Source organism: Actinoplanes sp. NPDC021490, assembly GCF_055562135.1.
On record NZ_JBVHFW010000020.1, the window covers coordinates 1 to 15,165 of the forward strand.

Sequence of the window (15,165 nt, forward strand, 5' to 3'; positions counted from 1 at the left end):
TCCACGATCTCTGCGGTCATTACTCACAGTGCCCATCCCGCCGGACCGAAATCCGGCGAATCGGGCCAGAAACACCGTTCGTGGCACAGTCCCACCTCGGCAAAGGCGCAGCTCAGCCCCACATTGGTGGACGCGGCGCTGTCCACACTCGGGAGTTATCCACAGCGGAGCCCATGCGGGGCCTCAAAGATCGGCGAATTGCGCCACACTCGGCGTGGCGGTGGCCCCCAGGGAGGGTGGGTAATGCGCTTGTGGGAGTGGCTTCCCAGTGCCGGTTCGGGTTGGGGGCTCTGCTACGTTCCTCGCGCCTCGCCGACGGGGCCGCGATGGAGGTCTCTGGCGCGCGAACGAGTCGCTAATTGATACGCGAAGTAAGCGGCTTTTGTGATTCGTGGCGCGCGGTGTCGAGCGCCCCGCGGCGGCCGGCCTCGCGAGAGAGCGATCGGCGGGCCGCGCCCTGAGCTGGGACATGATCAACACTTAGGTTTGTCAATAGATGTCCGCATTTCGTATTGGCAACTTTGTTTCAAGATAGATAAGACCCTTGTTCTGATCTCCTACCCTGCGATACAAAACTGCGCCGGAGTGGTGCAGGTTCGCACGGTGCGAGCCCGTTGCCACATGCAGTACCGGTCCCACGGGGGAGGTGGGCTGATGACACGGGCTCGTATGCCGCGTCCACATGAGGTAGCCATCGCGCGGAGGGATCCGCGCTTGCTCGAGGCGATCAGCGAACGACGCACCGACGAAGCTTGGCGGACCCGCGGCGCATGCCGTTCGGTCGATCCGGAGACGTTCTTTCCGGCGCCGAACGAACCGTCCGAGGGCGCCGTCTCGCTGTGCGGCACATGCACTGTCCAGGGGCCGTGCCTGGCCTGGGCGTTGCAAGTCGGCGACTGCCACGGCGTCTGGGGTGGCACGACCCCACGCGAACGCCGGGCGATGCTCGTGGCCTGGCGCGAACGCGTCGGCCCGAACGGTGAAGCCGTCGACGACGACACCGACGAGGAAGACCGCAGGTTGCTCAGCCTCACTCCGATCAGCCGCTGACCCATTCGTCGCCCGCCGGCCGGCACACCCTCAAGGGAGTGCCGGCCAGGCGCGCGGGCTGGTGAAATAGGGCGTGACCGAGATCGAGACGCCCCGCGGGCCGGCCCACGTACGGATCACCGAGCCGGACGGCCCGGCCGCCAGCACGCTGGTGCTGGGGCACGGCGCCGGCGGCGGGGTGGACGCGCCCGACCTCAGGGCCGTGCACGACGCCGCGGTGGCCGCGGGCGTACGGGTCGTGCTGGTGACGCAGCCCTATCGCGTGGCGGGTCGCCGCGCGCCCGCTCCGGCGGGGCAGCTGGACGAGGCCTGGGTGGCCGTGATCGAGGGCGTACGGGGAAATCTGCCGTTGATCGTCGGTGGGCGGTCGAGTGGTGCGCGGGTGGCCTGCCGGACGGCGGCGGGGCTCGGGGCGGCGGGTGTGCTGGCCCTGGCGTATCCGTTGCATCCACCGGGCCGGCCCGGGAAGAGCCGCGCCGGGGAACTGCCGGTGGGGCTGCCGACGCTGGTGCTGAACGGCGACCGGGACGCGTTCGGGGTGCCCGCGGCGACGGCCGACGTCGAGGTGATCGTGCGGCCGGGCGCCACTCATGACCTGCGCAAAGACGTCGCCGGAACGGCCGATCTGGCCGTTGGATGGCTGCGGAAGCACGGGTGGGCCGTCTGAAGGAATGCAAGTTGCGCCCGCGTGGTTGTAAGCCCCGGAGCTTGAAGTCGGAAGGGGTTTTACTGGTGCGAGCCGGAACCGAGAGCCTCGAGCGCGGAGGCCGGGACGTCGACCGGGTGCGGAATCTGCTGGATTCCCCCGACTGGCCGGCCACCGAGACCGTAAAGGCCACACCATCGGTGAGTGTCAGCACACCGGTGGTTTTCGAAGGCGTTGAAGGGGCACTACCCGTATCCTCGGCGGGGCGGTCGAGGGGAGAGCTCAGGGTGGCCCAGACAGAACGGACCGAGGAGCGCCGGGCGCGCTTCGAGCGGGACGCGTTGCCGTTTGTGGATCAGCTATACGCTGCTGGTCTGCGGATGACGCGTAACCCGGCCGACGCCGAGGACCTGGTGCAGGAGACGTATCTCAAGGCGTACTCCGCGTTCCACCAGTTCGAAGAGGGCACGAACCTCAAGGCGTGGCTGTACCGCATCCTCACGAATACCTATATCAACTCGTATCGGCGCAAGCAGCGTCAGCCGGTGCAGGCTCCCACCGAGGAGATCACCGACTGGCAGCTGGCCTCGTCCGAGTCGCACACGTCGGTCGGCCTGCGCTCGGCCGAGACCGAGGCGCTCGACCGGCTGCCCGACAGCGACATCAAGGAAGCCCTGCAGGCCCTGCCCGAGGACTTCCGCCTGGCCGTCTACCTCGCCGATGTCGAGGGTTTCTCGTACAAGGAGATCGCCGACATCATGGGCACGCCGATCGGCACCGTCATGTCCCGACTGCACCGCGGCCGGCGCAACCTGCGCAAGACCCTGGAGCAGTACGCAGCCGACCGGGGCATCACCCGGACCGCTTCGGAACCGCAGGAGGCGTGACCAGAGATGAGCGCGCTGAACGGTGAGGATCACGAAACCGACTGCGGCCTCGTAATCAGCGAGGTTTACCTCTACCTCGATCTGGAGTGCAGCGAGGACCGGCGGACGCTGATCCAGAAGCACCTGGACGACTGCGACGGGTGCCTGCGCGAGTACGGCATCGAGCACGAGGTGAAGGCGCTGGTGTCGCGCTGCTGCGGCGACGAGAAGGCGCCGCGCGAGCTGCGGGAGCGGCTCCGGGTCAAGCTCGACCAGCTCGAGGTCCAGGTGGAGACCCGGGAATACCTGCCCTGAGGTAGCACAAGACACAAGAAAGGCCCCGCGATCGCGGGGCCTTTCTTCGTAAGAACGCAAGCTCAGCTGTTGGGCCGCTTGCCGTGGTTCGCGCTGCTCTTCTTACGAGCCTTCTTCTTGCGAGCCTTCTTGGCCATCGGTGACTCCTCGTTCGTGCGGTGTTTCCCGAGCCGATGGTAGTCGGCGCGTCGTCTGCGCCCGGACTCGCCCGACGGTGAATCGTGGTTTGATGACGCGTACCGACCAGTGAGCGAGGAGGGTTCCCCATGGCCGACGAGATCCGGGCCGAGATGGTGGCCAACGTGTGGAAGGTCGTGGCTTCGAGCGGCGACACCGTGGCCGAGGGGGACACCCTGGTGATCCTCGAGTCGATGAAGATGGAGATCCCGGTCGTGGCCGAGACCGACGGCACGGTCGCCGAGGTCGCCGTGCACGAGGGTGACGTGGTGCAGGAAGGCGACCTGATCGCCATCATCCAGGGCTGATCCGCGGTCAGCCACGCCGCCAGCGCAGCAGCAGCCGGCTGCGGCCGCGCTGGCGGGGAACGGCCGGCACCCGGGTCATCGCCGTGGCCAGCTGCCTGGTCGACTGGTCGAGGCCGGGTGCGGCCAGGGCCAGTTCGGCGAACGCGCGAGCCCCGGGTCGCGACGCCACCTCGGTGAGCCTCGTGGTGACCACCCCGGCCACGTCGGCCCGCGCCGACGGGTCGGTCCAGGCCGCCACGATCAGGGCGAACAGCGCGGCCTCGGTGACCCGGTCGACCCCGCCGTCGACCAGTTCGCGCAGCATCCGGCGCCGTTCCGAGTCGAGCCAGGACTCCTCGGAGCGGTGGTGCAGCAGCCCCAGGCAGGCCCAGATCTCGGGGGCGGCCACGTCGGCCGGCGGGTGCGCGAGCAGCGCCATCAGGTCGGCCGGGGCCACCATGATCAGTTGAAGGGCCGCGTCGTACGCCGCCGGTGGATGCGCCCACGACAGCGAGGCGACCTGGCGCAGACGGCGTACGGCGTCGGCGGTGGGCTCGTCGGGCACCGGCGCGTTGCCGCGGGGCAGCGGCGCGGCGGCCGGGGCGCCGCTCAGCCACGGGGTGTCGCGGCAGCAGTCGGCCAGGTCGGTGTGCTCGTGCGACTCGTCGGGGTGGTCGCGGATGTAGTCGGCCAGCCGCACCAGGTGCATGAGATCGCCGTCGGCGCGGTGCCGCAGCCGGTGCGCGGTGTGCACGGCGCAGTCGTAGTCGGGATCGCGTTCGAGGGCGCGATCGACCCAGCTCAGCGCGTCTTCCAGGCGGCCGTTGTCGGCCAGCGTGCCGGCGATGTCGGCGTACACGGAAAGGTCGTCGGGGTCGTGGGCCACCGCGCGGCGCAGGGCCGCGAGCGCCTCGGGCAGGCGGCCGGCGCTGCGATAGGCGTACCCGAGCCAGATCTCGCCGAGCTTGGACGGCCGGACGCGGGCGCCGCGGGAGGCCCAGTCGACGGCCATGTCGTGCTCCCCGACCCGGCGGGCCAGCGCGGAACCGGCGCCGAGCAGCATCGCGTGCTCCGGATAGGCGGCCAGCGCGTGACGGACCACGCTGAGATAGGGCCGCAGGGTCGGCGGCGCCGGTTCGCCCACCCGGGTGCAGAGCCGCATGAGAACCTGAGCCAGAAGAGCCGGATCGATCCGTACGCCCAGAGTCGGCTCACCGACCCAGGGGATGCCGGCCCAGTCGGCCGCTGGTGACTGGCCGCTGGCCGCGGCGAGCAGGGGCAGACCGTCTTCGGGGCGGCCGGCCGCGGCGAGCAGGTGCGCACGGGCGGCGAGCCGGCCGGGGGTGGCGTGCGGTCCGGCGCGGAAGAGGTCGAGCCCGCCTCCGGGGCGGGCAGCGAGGCGTCCGAGCATCTCGTGGACCTCGGGCAGGGTGGGCGCGTGAGCCAGCGCGCCGGCCAGGTGATCGGCGGCCTTCTCCGGCTGATCCGTCGCCAGGGCCGATCTTGCCTGTTCAAGAGCGCGGTCGGCGGCGCGGCGTACATCCACGATGCAAGACAGTAGGGGAAATCGTCCCTTCTGTCAGTAGGCGGAGCGCTGCGCATTAGTGCTCGAAACGTTGACGAAGTAAGCTCTATCTTGCAAGACTGCGCAGCAATCGAGCGTACAGCGGCTCATCAGGGGAGGAATACGTGACAGCACGAGGCCAGGGGATGGCCGCGGACATCGCGGAACAACCGGGCGGATTCGCGCGGTTGCTCGAGGGTGAGCACGCCGGCGCCATCGCGACCGTCGCCGCCGAGGTGGCCCGCCGAAAGCCCCGCAACGTCGTGTTCGTGGCCCGGGGCACCTCCGACCACGCCGCGCTCTACGGGGCGTACCTGAGCGAGATCCGGCTGGGCCTGCCGGTGGCCAGCGCCTCGCCCAGCGCGATCACGCTGTTCGGCGCGCGGCCCGACTTCACCGGCACGCTGGTCGTCGGCGTCAGCCAGAGCGGCGGCTCGCCCGACCTGACCGGCGTGCTGCAGGTGGCCCGCGAGACCGGTGGCCTCACCCTCGCGGTCACCAACAATCCCGACTCGCCGCTGGCGCGGGCGGCCGAGCTGTCGATCGACGTCGCGGCCGGCCATGAGCGGGCGGTCGCGGCCACCAAGACGTACACGGCCGAACTGCTCGCCCTTCTGCTGCTGGTCGAGGGCATCCGGGCGGGGGACGGCACGCTGCCCGACGAGGAGCGGGCCGCGCTCGACAAGCTGCCCCAGCTGGCCGAGGACGCGCTGGCCGACCAGACGGCCGACGACCTCGCGCAGCGGTACCGGTTCGCCTCCCGGCTGGTGACGACCGGGCGCGGGTACGCCTACCCGACCGCTCGCGAGGCCGCGCTGAAGCTGATGGAGACGTCCTACCTGCCCGCGCTCGCCTTCTCGGGCGCCGATCTGCTGCACGGGCCGCTGGCCATGACCGACCCGGACGTGCCGGTGCTCGCCGTCGTGGGCGACGGGCCGGGCGGGCAATCGATGCGCGACGTGGTCACCCGGCTCGGCGAGCGGCGGGCCGACGTGGTGACGATCGGCGCGACCGACGTGCCGGGCGCGGCCGGGCGGCTCTCCGTGCCCGCGGTGACCGACGAGCGGTACAGCGCGCTGCTCGACATCCTTCCGCTGCAGAAGCTGGCCCTCGCCCTGGCGCTGGCCCGTGGCGAGGATCCCGACTCGCCGCGCGGGTTGAAAAAGGTCACCACGACGCTTTAGGAAGCTCCAGGAAACAGTCACGTGGCAGGCTTGGCCCGTGTCAACGTTGCGAGATCTGGCCGAGGAGCACACCGGCCTGGGGCCGGCCGACATCGACCACCTGCACCGCATCGCCGGTGATTGGCAGCTGCTGTCCGACCTCTCCTTCGCCGACCTGCTGATGTGGGTGCCGGTGAAGCGGGAGGGCGGGCAGCCGCGCGAGTACCTGTGCGTGGCCCAAGTGCGCCCGACCACGGCTCCGACGGCGTACCAGGACGACCAGGTCGGCAAGATCGTCGGCGGCCCGGAGGTGGCCCACCTCGACATCGCCTTCGCCCAGGAGCGGATCTGGCGCGAGGGCGACCCGGTCTGGTACGGCGACACCCCGGCCCGGCACGAGGCGATTCCCGTACGCCTTCGCGACCCGAACGATCGCGAAGAGGGCTACAGCGAGGTCATCGCGGTGATCGGCCGCGACACCAACCTCTCCACGGCCCGTACGCCCTCCCAGCTCGAACTGAACTACCTGACCACCGCGGACGACCTGGCCCAGATGGTCGCCGACGGCACCTTCCCGCCGCCCCGGCACCCGGGGGAGACCACGTCCGCGCCCCGGGTCGGCGACGGCTTGGTCCGCCTGGACGCGGGGGGCAAGGTCACCTACGCGAGCCCGAACGCCCAGTCCGCGTACCGTCGCCTCGGCTTCAATGCCCACCTGGTCGGCGAGGAGCTCTCGGTGCTGACCAGCCGGCTGGCCGCCGACCCGCTGGAGGGCAACGACACCGCCGAGCGGATCCTGTCCGCCCTGCGCGGCGAGTCACCGCCCCGGCAGGAGATGGAGGCCCGCGGCGCGACCGTGCTGATCCGGGCCCTGCCGCTGCTGCCCGCCGGGGTGCCGATCGGCGCGCTGGTGCTCGTCCGGGATGTGACCGAGGTCCGCCGGCGCGACCGCGCGCTGATGACCAAGGACGCGACGATCCGCGAGATCCACCACCGGGTCAAGAACAACCTGCAGACCGTGGCCGCGCTGCTGCGTCTGCAGGCCCGCCGGGTAGACGCGCCCGAGGCCCGGCACGCGCTGCAGGAGTCGGTGCGCCGGGTCGCGTCGATCGCCCTGGTGCACGAGACGCTGTCGATGTCGAGCGACGAGGCGGTCGAGTTCGACGGGATCGTCGACCGGGTCGCCACCGCCGCCACCGAGGTCGCGTCGACCAGCGTGCCGGTCAAGATGCGCCGTACGGGTACCTTCGGGGTGCTGCCCGCCGAGATCGCCACGTCGCTGGTCATGGTGCTCAACGAGCTGCTGATCAACGCGGTCGAGCACGGCTTCCCGGCCTCCGAGGACGACGACGAGCCCCCCGCCGACCGCGTGGAACCGGGCGAGGTGGTCGTCTCGGCGCACCGGTTCCGCAAGCAACTGCACGTAACAGTGGCCGACAACGGGCAGGGGTTACCCCAGGAATTCCGGGCCGACGACAGCCAGCGGCTCGGCCTGCAGATCGTGCGCGCGCTGGCCACCGGTGAGCTGCGCGGCAGCATAGAGCTGCGTAATCGGGCCGGCGGGGGTACGGAGGCGGTGCTGGTGGTCCCGTTGGGCAAGCGCTGAACGATCCCATCTGGTGGGCCTCGACACACTCCCGAAATCTGGACCGCACTGGCCCAGAAGGGTTCCGCGTGAGAGGCTTGCCGACATGACCGCTGCTCTGGACCGCCGCTTCGTGGCTCGCCGCCACGTTGATTACGGCCGTGTCCGCAGCGCGATGTGTCCGGCTTCCTGACGCCGTCCGAATTATTTTTCGGGCGCGCAAGACGCGCCGGCCACTCCTGACACCGTAGTCACGAGCCTCCAAAAGCCGTGAGCGTCTGATCGCGCCCACCGACTCCAGGAGGACCGCCGACATGGCGACCCCAGCTAAGCCGACCGCTCGCCCCCGCAAGGCGCGCGGCGAGGGTCAGTGGGCGCTCGGACACCGCGAGCCGCTCAACCCCAACGAGCGGATCAAGAAGGACGACAACCCGCTCAACGTCCGCGCCCGGATCGAGAACATCTACGCGCACTCCGGCTTCGCCTCGATCGACCCGCAGGACCTGCGCGGCCGGTTCCGCTGGTGGGGTCTCTACACCCAGCGCAAGGCGGGCATCGACGGCGGTCGTACGGCGGTGCTCGAGCCGCACGAGCTCGAGGACGAGTACTTCATGCTGCGGGTGCGCATCGACGGCGGCGCGCTGTCGGTGGCCCAGCTGCGCACCATCGCGCAGATCTCCAGCGAGTTCGGCCGGGACAGCGCCGACATCACCGACCGGCAGAACATCCAGCTGCACTGGATCCGGATCGAGGACATGCCGGAGATCTGGCGCCGTCTCGAGGCCGTCGGGCTGCAGACCACCGAGGCATGCGGCGACTGCCCCCGCGTGGTGCTCGGCTCGCCCGTAGCCGGCATCTCGACCGAGGAGGTCCTCGACGGCACCCCCGCGATCGACGAGATCCTCGACCGCTACATCGGCGACCCGCAGTACTCCAACCTGCCGCGCAAGTTCAAGTCGCAGATCTCCTGGCTGGCCGACGGGCCGTACGAGACCAACGACATCTCCTTCGTCGGCGTGATCCACCCCCAGCACGGCCCCGGCTTCGACCTGTGGATCGGCGGCGGCCTGTCCACCAACCCGCGGCTGGCCGAGCGGCTCGGCGTCTGGGTGCCGCTCGACGAGATCCCGGACGTCTGGGAGGGCGTCGTCGGCATCTTCCGCGACTACGGATACCGGCGCCTGCGCAACCGGGCCCGCCTGAAGTTCCTGCTGGCCGACTGGGGTGTGGCCAAGTTCCGCGAGATCCTCGAAAAGGAATACCTGGGCCGCGCGCTGATCGACGGTCCCGCGCCCGAGCTGCCGGCCAAGCCGATCGACCACATCGGTGTGCACAAGCAGATCGACGGCCGCAACTACATCGGCGCGGCCCCGGTGGTCGGCCGTTCCTCCGGCGCCCAGCTGAGCAAGCTGGCCGACCTGGTCGAGGCGCACGGATCCGACCGGGTGCGGCTCACGGCGTACCAGAAGCTCCTGGTCCTTGACGTGGCCGACGAGATGGTCGAGCCGCTGATCGCCGGGATGCGCCAGATCGGTCTGGAGGCGCGGCCCTCGGTGTGGCGGCGCGGCACCATGGCCTGCACCGGCATCGAATACTGCAAGCTCGCGATCGTCGAGACCAAGGCCCGCGGCGAAGAACTGGTGGCCCGGCTCGAGGAGCGGCTCAAGGACTTCGACGCCGACATCTCGATCCACATCAACGGCTGCCCCAACGCCTGCGCCCGCACCCAGGTCGCCGACATCGGTCTCAAGGGCCAGCTGGTCATGAACGCGCACGGCGAGCAGGTCGAGGGCTTCCAGGTCCACCTGGGCGGCGGGCTCGGCATGGCGCAGGGGCAGACGGCCGGCTTCGGGCGCAAGCTCCGGGGGCTCAAGGCAACCGCCGAGGAGCTTCCCGCGTACGTGGAACGCGTGGCCCGGCACTACCTGGACGGACGCACGTCGAAGGACGAGGCGTTCGCCGACTGGGTCATGCGCGCCGACGAGGAGCTCCTCAAATGAGCGACGCCCGATCGACGCCCCTGTACTGCCCGTACTGCGGCGAAGAGAACCTGTTCCCCAACGAGGCATCACACGGAGCGTGGGAGTGCCACTCCTGCGCCCGGGTTTTCACGGTCAAGTTCAACGGGTTGCTGTCCAAGGGAGTGAACCGATGACCATCGTGGCCGCTACGTCTCTCAATCTGGTCAACCTGGGCGCCGGCCCGGCTGTCCAGGACCCCGCGCGCCGCTCCCGCGACGAGCTCGAGGCGCTGGCGCGCGACGCCGGCCGCGAGCTCGAGGGCGCGCCCGCCGAAGTGATCGCCAAGTGGGCGACCGACACCTTCGGCGACCGGTTCTGCGTCACCAGCTCGATGGCCGACGCCGTGGTCGCGCACGTCTTCTCCCGGGTCTCGCCCGGCGTCGACGTGGTGTTCCTCGACACCGGCCTGCACTTCCCCGAGACGCTCAGGGTGCGCGACATCGTGGCCGCCACCATGGACGTCAACGTGCGCTCGATCCGCCCGCGCAAGACGGTCGGCCAGCAGGACGGCGAGTACGGGCCGCGGCTGTTCGCCCGCAGCCCCGACGAGTGCTGCTTCCTGCGCAAGGTCGAACCGCTCGAGCGTGCCCTGTCCGACTACGACGCCTGGGCTACCGGCCTGCGCCGCGACGAGTCCCCGACCCGGGCCAACACGCCGGTCGTCGCGTTCGACCCCAAGAAGGGCAAGGTCAAGGTCAACCCGATCGCGGCCTGGACCCAGGCCGAGGTGGACCGCTACATCGGCCGCTGGAACGTGCCGGTGAACGAGCTGTTCAAGAAGGGCTACGGCTCGATCGGCTGCTGGCCCTGCACCCGCCGTACGAAGGCCGGCGAGGACCCGCGCGCGGGCCGCTGGGCGATGTTCGAGAAGACCGAATGCGGACTGCACGTCTGACCGGCCGTCTCGCGGTGGTCCTGGTCGCCCACGGCAGCCGGGACCCGCGGGCGGCCGAGTCCACCCGGGCCCTGGCCCGGGCGGTGCGGCGGGCCCACCCCACGTGGGACGTCCACGCGTCGTTCCTCGACCACGCCGGGCCGCGCCCCCTCGACGTGCTCCGGTCGCTGCCTGGTCGCCGGGCCGTCCTGGTGCCGCTGCTGCTGACCGCGGCCTATCACGGGCGGGTCGACATCCCCGCGGTGGTCGCTGAGGCGGCTTCGCTGCCCGTCGACGTGAAGCTGGCCGACGTCCTGGGCCCGTCACCGGCGCTGACCGACGCCCTCGTCCGGCGTCTCGACCCCACCGGGCTGGACGCCGTCGTGCTCGCCGCGGCCGGCACCCGGAACGCGGCGGCCCGGGAAACGATCACCTGGGCCGCCGACGCCCTCAGCGCCCGTCTGGGCGTGCCGTGCATGGCGGCGTACGCGTCGGCCTCCCCGCCGGACCCCGGCGCTGCTGTGGCCCATTTGCGGGCCTCCGGGGCGCAGCGGGTCGGCATGGCGACCTACTTCCTGGCGCCCGGCTTCCTCTACGACCTCGCCGTACGCTCCGCCCGCGCGGCCGGCGCGGTGTCGGTGGCCGAACCACTGGGCGACGACTTCGGGCTGGTCCGGCTCATCGCGTCACGCGTCCTGGCCGCCAACGGCCTGCCCGTTCCCGCCGCGGCCTAAGAGCCCGATCACCTCGTCGGTGGTCCGCACGTCGCCGAACGTCCGATAAACGGTGTAGAGCGTCGCGTTGTGGTCCTCGTCGCGGCGGGCCGAGTTGGCGTCGGCCACCATGACCACCCGATAGCCGAGCGTGCTCGCGTCCCGCACCGAAGACTCGCAACAGACGTTGGAGACGGTCCCGGTGACGATCACCGTGTCGAGGCCGCGCTCCGCCAGCAGCCCCGGCAGCGGCGAGCGACCCGGGAAGAAGGCGCTCATGGCCGTCTTCTCCACCAGCAGGTCGGCGTCGTGAACCTCGAACTCGTGCCACAGGCGGTCACGCAGCGGCCCCTCGCCGCCGCTGCCCGCGAACATCAGCGCGATGTCGGGCCCCAGGAACTCCTCGCTGACCGGGTCGGGCTTGGTGAAGCCGGGCAGCACCCAGACGACCGTGCCGCCGGCCGCGCGCAGACCGTCGGCAAGACGCGTGATGTTGGGGACGATGCCGTAGGTGTACTCGTTCTCGGTCACGAAGAACGGGACCATGTCGACGACTATCAGGGCCGTGCGGGCGGGGGTCAGGGTGGTGTAGGCGTGGCGGCGGCCCCTTCGGGACTCCTGCCGGTTGTACTCGCGCTGTTCGATTCGCCAGTCGTGCAATCGCCGTTCCATGGGGCGCAAGGTAGCGCGGTCGCTCTTCCGCGGAGGCCCGTCGGTGTCGTCGTGCTCGGTGAGGCTGTCTCTGCGTTTTACCCGGGACGCTCTGCGCTGCGGGTGGGACGGCTCTGCGTTCCGCGCGGGAGGCGGCACGAGGCTGTTCAGGGCCCGCTGTGGCGTCCGCTGAGCCGCTTTGGGCCCTGGGGCCGGCCGTGGGGGGCTCCGAGGGCGGTGTTGGTGGCTGTGGCGCTCGCTGGGCTTCGCTTCGTTTCGCTTCGCTTCGCCGAGAGTTCCCGCTAGACCGGCCTATGCGCTGACTGGCCGCATAAGGGTCGTTGAACATGGCCCACCCGACCGGGGGACCCCCACCCTACCGAGCCTCGCCGCTTGATCGCTGACGACTGTCCACAGTCTCCCACGTCGGCGGCGGGAGCCGTTCGAGTTATCCACAGGGAGCGCCCACCCGAGGGCCGGAGACTGTGCCGACTTGCTGCCGAGGACGGCTTGCGTCACGGCGGGCCCCACGGCACAGACCTCACGGGCAACGGCGGGGCCCGCGCCACACAACGCCACCGGCCACGGCGGACCCGCGCATGGACAACGCCACGGCCACGGCGACCCGCGCCACGGACGACGCCATGGGCCCCAGGCCACGGACGGCCGCCATCGGCCACAGCCGGGCCCCCACGCCACGGACGGCCCCCACATCGGCCACTGCGAGTCCCACACGACTGGGCGGCGCCACGCGCCACGGTCAACCCCGCACCACGGCCGCAGCCCGCGCTACGGCCGTCCCCATCGCGGACCTCGCGAGGAACCCCCGGGTTCGCGCCACTGCGGTTGCCCGGCACTACGTGGCGTACCGGATAAGTAGGACGGTCACCATAGCTCAGCGTTACCGCCGGTTGTGCGCTCCGCCGAACTCCACGGCGCGTGAGCGGAATGTGGACCATTCGTGTCGGGGGCGCAATTTCGAGATCATTTCGCGGATTCTCGATGAAACCGAACGTGATCGAAATAGCGCAGTCGGCGAACCTCTCGGGAAGCTCTCAGGATTCGGCGCGCTGAGTAATCGATCGGAAACAGCAAGACGCCCCGGTGCCGATCGGCCCGGGGCGTAAATGCTGTGGGGGATTGGTTCAGGCGGTGGGAGCGCCGACCCGCAGGCCGCCACGACGCTTGACTGCGCGCCGTTCGTCTTCGCTCATCCCGCCCCATACGCCGGCATCCTGACCGGACTCGAGGGCCCACGTGAGGCAATCCTCGGTCACGGGACAGCGCCGGCACACGGCCTTGGCCTGCTCGACCTGCAGGAGCGCGGGGCCGGACGTCCCGATCGGGAAGAACAGCTCCGGGTCCTCGTCGCGGCAGATCGCATCGTGACGCCAGTCCATGGCGGCAACACTCCTTGTTTCGGATTGGGTGATGAATTGCGTTACCGGTTTACCTATGCGTGCGCGGGCGGCCTGTGGGGTGTGTGACCCTCGGCTCGCCGTGCGTAGCAAGCTTTTGTGTTATCGGATGCCGTTCAGCGCTTCTGGATTAGGAACGCGCGCAAGCAGCAACCGGTTACTTCTTATCGCTTGTGAATGCTTTCACGAACTCGTGCGATGTCAAGGGTAGCGCCCGAAGTTTCTCCGGGCGGGTGAGCTGGCTCACGCCCTCTTTGTCCGGTTCTGAGGCTTGCGCCAGAGCCGGTTGACCAACGCTCCCATCAATGTAGTACGGTCCGTGCCCCAGTGCCGACCTTTTGACCGTGTTTTTGTAACGGATCGTAAGGTTGAGGTGTTCCGGTGACGCAGAGGTGACCTACCCAGCGGTCAGCAGATCACACGTAGCGCTTCGGGAACGGACACGAAGTGCACCTTCTGACGCTCGCCGAGATAGTCGCCGTCCAGCTGGAAAGCCTGCGGTCGACTGGCGATCACGGTGAATTCGTCCTGATCGTGCAGGTGCAGCACCTGCTTGCCGTGCGGCTCGGCCTTGCGCATGGCCAGCTGGGCCATCGTGCGGCTCGTGCTGGTGACGGCGAGACCACGCAGCGCCATCACGTCGAGACCGCGGTCGAACGAGGCGCCGGGGCTCGGGTTGATCGGCCGGTCGCCCAGATAGGTCCAGGGCGCGGTGTTCTGGATGATGACGGTGCCCAGGTCGGACTCGGTCGGCTCGCCGGGGCGCTCGAGGGTCAGCGGCGGGGACTTGCGGTCTTCGCCGGTGAGGAACTGGCCGACGATCGAGCGGAAATAGAGACCGGGCGTCGACGTACGCCCCCGGAGGCGGGCCTGCTCGACCCGGCGCACCACGGCGGCGTCCAGGCCCATGCCGGCCGCGAACGTGAAATAGCGGTCGTCGGCGCGGCCGAGCCCGATCACCCGGTGCCGCCCGTCGCGCAGGCCGTCGAGGATCACGCCGACGCCCTCGACCCAGTCGCGCGGCAGGCCGAGCGCGCGAGCGAAGACATTCGTCGACCCGCCCGGGACCACGGCGAGCGCGGGCAGCACCTGCGAGCGGGGGCCGGTCAGCCCGCTCAGCACGGCCTCGGCGGTCATCAGCCCGTTGACCGCCTCGTTGACCGTGCCGTCGCCGCCCAGGGTGACGACCACGTCGACCCCGCTCTCGGCGGCGGAACGAGCCAGCGTCGCGGCGTGACCACGACGGGTCGTGTATTCAACCGTCAGCTCGACTGCGCTGCGCAGGGCCCGGACCAGGACGTCCCGGGTGCGCTCGCTGGTGGTCGTAGCTTTGGGGTTGACCAGCAGTAACGCTCGCATGCGCGGCACTGTACTAAAGAGCTCGCCAAAACACTGTCGGTATGGTGCTCCAGTGACCGGTGAGAAGGCAGTCGTTGACAACCCCGCGAGCCTGGTGTGGGCGGTGCGGCTGCTCTACCTGGAGTGCGCGGCCCTGGCCGGGCTCACTGTTTATCTCGTGGTCCTCGATCTGACCGGCGAGTCGGTTCACGTCGGCATGGCCGTGGCGCTCACCGTTTTCGCCGCCCTCGGCGTGGCGGCGATCTTCTTCGTCGCGCGCGGGCTCGGCCGCCGCACCCGGGGATCACGCGGGCCGGCGATCGTCATCCAGCTCTTCACGATCGCCGCCGGTGGCTTCCTTCTGCAGGTCGGGCCGGTGTGGCTGGGCGTGGTCCTGATGGTGCTGGGCGTGCTCGTCGGCCTGCTGATCGTGCTCCCGGCCAGCACGCGAGCGCTGGGCATCGATTAAACGCCCTCATTCGGCGAGTCAGGGCCTA

At 70.1% G+C, this 15,165-nt stretch carries 17 protein-coding genes; 12 read left to right on the forward strand and 5 right to left on the reverse strand.

Annotated elements, in window-relative coordinates; translation table 11 throughout:
• Positions 1 to 654: 654 nt before the first annotated feature.
• The 4 genes from ACZ3I4_RS38605 to rsrA all read left to right on the forward strand — a co-directional run bounded on the left by ACZ3I4_RS38605 (position 655) and on the right by rsrA (position 2,877).
• The gene (locus ACZ3I4_RS38605) at positions 655 to 1,050 is read left to right on the forward strand and encodes a WhiB family transcriptional regulator (RefSeq protein WP_465387073.1); all 396 of its coding nucleotides are present in this window, start codon (positions 655 to 657) and stop codon (positions 1,048 to 1,050) included.
• A 73-nt stretch (positions 1,051 to 1,123) separates the two neighbouring features.
• The gene (locus tag ACZ3I4_RS38610) at positions 1,124 to 1,717 is read left to right on the forward strand and encodes an alpha/beta hydrolase family protein (protein WP_465387074.1); all 594 of its coding nucleotides are present in this window, start codon (positions 1,124 to 1,126) and stop codon (positions 1,715 to 1,717) included.
• 65 nt (positions 1,718 to 1,782) lie between these two features.
• Positions 1,783 to 2,583, forward strand: coding sequence for a sigma-70 family RNA polymerase sigma factor (locus ACZ3I4_RS38615; protein ID WP_465387075.1), 801 nt, complete (start codon positions 1,783 to 1,785; stop codon positions 2,581 to 2,583).
• Between the two features lie 6 nt (positions 2,584 to 2,589).
• Complete coding sequence (rsrA, locus tag ACZ3I4_RS38620; RefSeq protein ID WP_465387076.1) at positions 2,590 to 2,877, forward strand: mycothiol system anti-sigma-R factor; 288 nt, start codon at positions 2,590 to 2,592, stop codon at positions 2,875 to 2,877.
• Positions 2,878 to 2,939: 62 nt separating this feature from the next.
• Here rsrA and ACZ3I4_RS38625 read toward each other — a convergent pair whose 3' ends face one another.
• Positions 2,940 to 3,014: a 50S ribosomal protein bL37 gene (locus ACZ3I4_RS38625; protein WP_369752275.1), complete on the reverse strand. Its 75-nt coding sequence runs from the start codon at positions 3,012 to 3,014 to the stop codon at positions 2,940 to 2,942.
• Positions 3,015 to 3,143: 129 nt separating this feature from the next.
• On the opposite strand from ACZ3I4_RS38625, the gene ACZ3I4_RS38630 reads away from it, so the two are divergent.
• Entirely contained in the window at positions 3,144 to 3,362 is a 219-nt protein-coding gene (locus tag ACZ3I4_RS38630) for a biotin/lipoyl-binding carrier protein (RefSeq protein WP_465387077.1), read from the forward strand.
• A gap of 7 nt (positions 3,363 to 3,369) precedes the next feature.
• Here the strand turns inward: ACZ3I4_RS38630 and ACZ3I4_RS38635 are convergent, their stop codons facing one another.
• Entirely contained in the window at positions 3,370 to 4,887 is a 1,518-nt protein-coding gene (locus ACZ3I4_RS38635) for a tetratricopeptide repeat protein (protein WP_465387078.1), read from the reverse strand.
• Between the two features lie 164 nt (positions 4,888 to 5,051).
• Here ACZ3I4_RS38635 and ACZ3I4_RS38640 point away from each other — a divergent pair, with 164 nt between their 5' ends.
• The 6 genes from ACZ3I4_RS38640 (at position 5,052) to ACZ3I4_RS38665 (ending at position 11,282) form a co-directional block, all read left to right on the forward strand.
• Positions 5,052 to 6,089 carry an SIS domain-containing protein gene (locus ACZ3I4_RS38640; protein WP_465387289.1) on the forward strand — a complete coding sequence of 346 codons (1,038 nt, stop codon included), beginning with the start codon at positions 5,052 to 5,054 and terminating at the stop codon, positions 6,087 to 6,089.
• 37 nt (positions 6,090 to 6,126) lie between these two features.
• Entirely contained in the window at positions 6,127 to 7,674 is a 1,548-nt protein-coding gene (locus tag ACZ3I4_RS38645; protein WP_465387079.1) for a sensor histidine kinase, read from the forward strand.
• Between the two features lie 293 nt (positions 7,675 to 7,967).
• On the forward strand, positions 7,968 to 9,653 hold the full coding sequence (locus tag ACZ3I4_RS38650) for a nitrite/sulfite reductase (protein ID WP_465387080.1): 1,686 nt from the start codon (positions 7,968 to 7,970) through the stop codon (positions 9,651 to 9,653).
• Positions 9,650 to 9,808 carry a hypothetical protein gene (locus ACZ3I4_RS38655; protein WP_465387081.1) on the forward strand — a complete coding sequence of 53 codons (159 nt, stop codon included), beginning with the start codon at positions 9,650 to 9,652 and terminating at the stop codon, positions 9,806 to 9,808. Before ACZ3I4_RS38650 ends, ACZ3I4_RS38655 begins: the two co-directional genes overlap by 4 nt.
• Entirely contained in the window at positions 9,805 to 10,569 is a 765-nt protein-coding gene (locus tag ACZ3I4_RS38660; protein ID WP_465387082.1) for a phosphoadenylyl-sulfate reductase, read from the forward strand. The genes ACZ3I4_RS38655 and ACZ3I4_RS38660 overlap by 4 nt, the downstream gene beginning before the upstream one ends.
• Positions 10,551 to 11,282 carry a sirohydrochlorin chelatase gene (locus ACZ3I4_RS38665; RefSeq protein WP_465387083.1) on the forward strand — a complete coding sequence of 244 codons (732 nt, stop codon included), beginning with the start codon at positions 10,551 to 10,553 and terminating at the stop codon, positions 11,280 to 11,282. The genes ACZ3I4_RS38660 and ACZ3I4_RS38665 overlap by 19 nt, the downstream gene beginning before the upstream one ends.
• Here the strand turns inward: ACZ3I4_RS38665 and ACZ3I4_RS38670 are convergent.
• The 3 genes from ACZ3I4_RS38670 to ACZ3I4_RS38680 form a co-directional block, all read right to left on the reverse strand.
• Positions 11,235 to 11,933, reverse strand: coding sequence for an isochorismatase family protein (locus ACZ3I4_RS38670; protein WP_465387084.1), 699 nt, complete (start codon positions 11,931 to 11,933; stop codon positions 11,235 to 11,237). The two genes, ACZ3I4_RS38665 and ACZ3I4_RS38670, sit on opposite strands and share 48 nt — an antisense overlap.
• Before the next feature lie 1,124 nt (positions 11,934 to 13,057).
• Positions 13,058 to 13,312, reverse strand: coding sequence for a WhiB family transcriptional regulator (locus ACZ3I4_RS38675; protein WP_133874584.1), 255 nt, complete (start codon positions 13,310 to 13,312; stop codon positions 13,058 to 13,060).
• A gap of 426 nt (positions 13,313 to 13,738) precedes the next feature.
• Entirely contained in the window at positions 13,739 to 14,689 is a 951-nt protein-coding gene (locus ACZ3I4_RS38680) for a diacylglycerol/lipid kinase family protein (protein ID WP_465387085.1), read from the reverse strand.
• 52 nt (positions 14,690 to 14,741) lie between these two features.
• On the opposite strand from ACZ3I4_RS38680, the gene ACZ3I4_RS38685 reads away from it, so the two are divergent.
• Entirely contained in the window at positions 14,742 to 15,137 is a 396-nt protein-coding gene (locus ACZ3I4_RS38685; protein ID WP_465387086.1) for a hypothetical protein, read from the forward strand.
• The last annotated feature ends 28 nt before the right edge of the window (positions 15,138 to 15,165 follow it).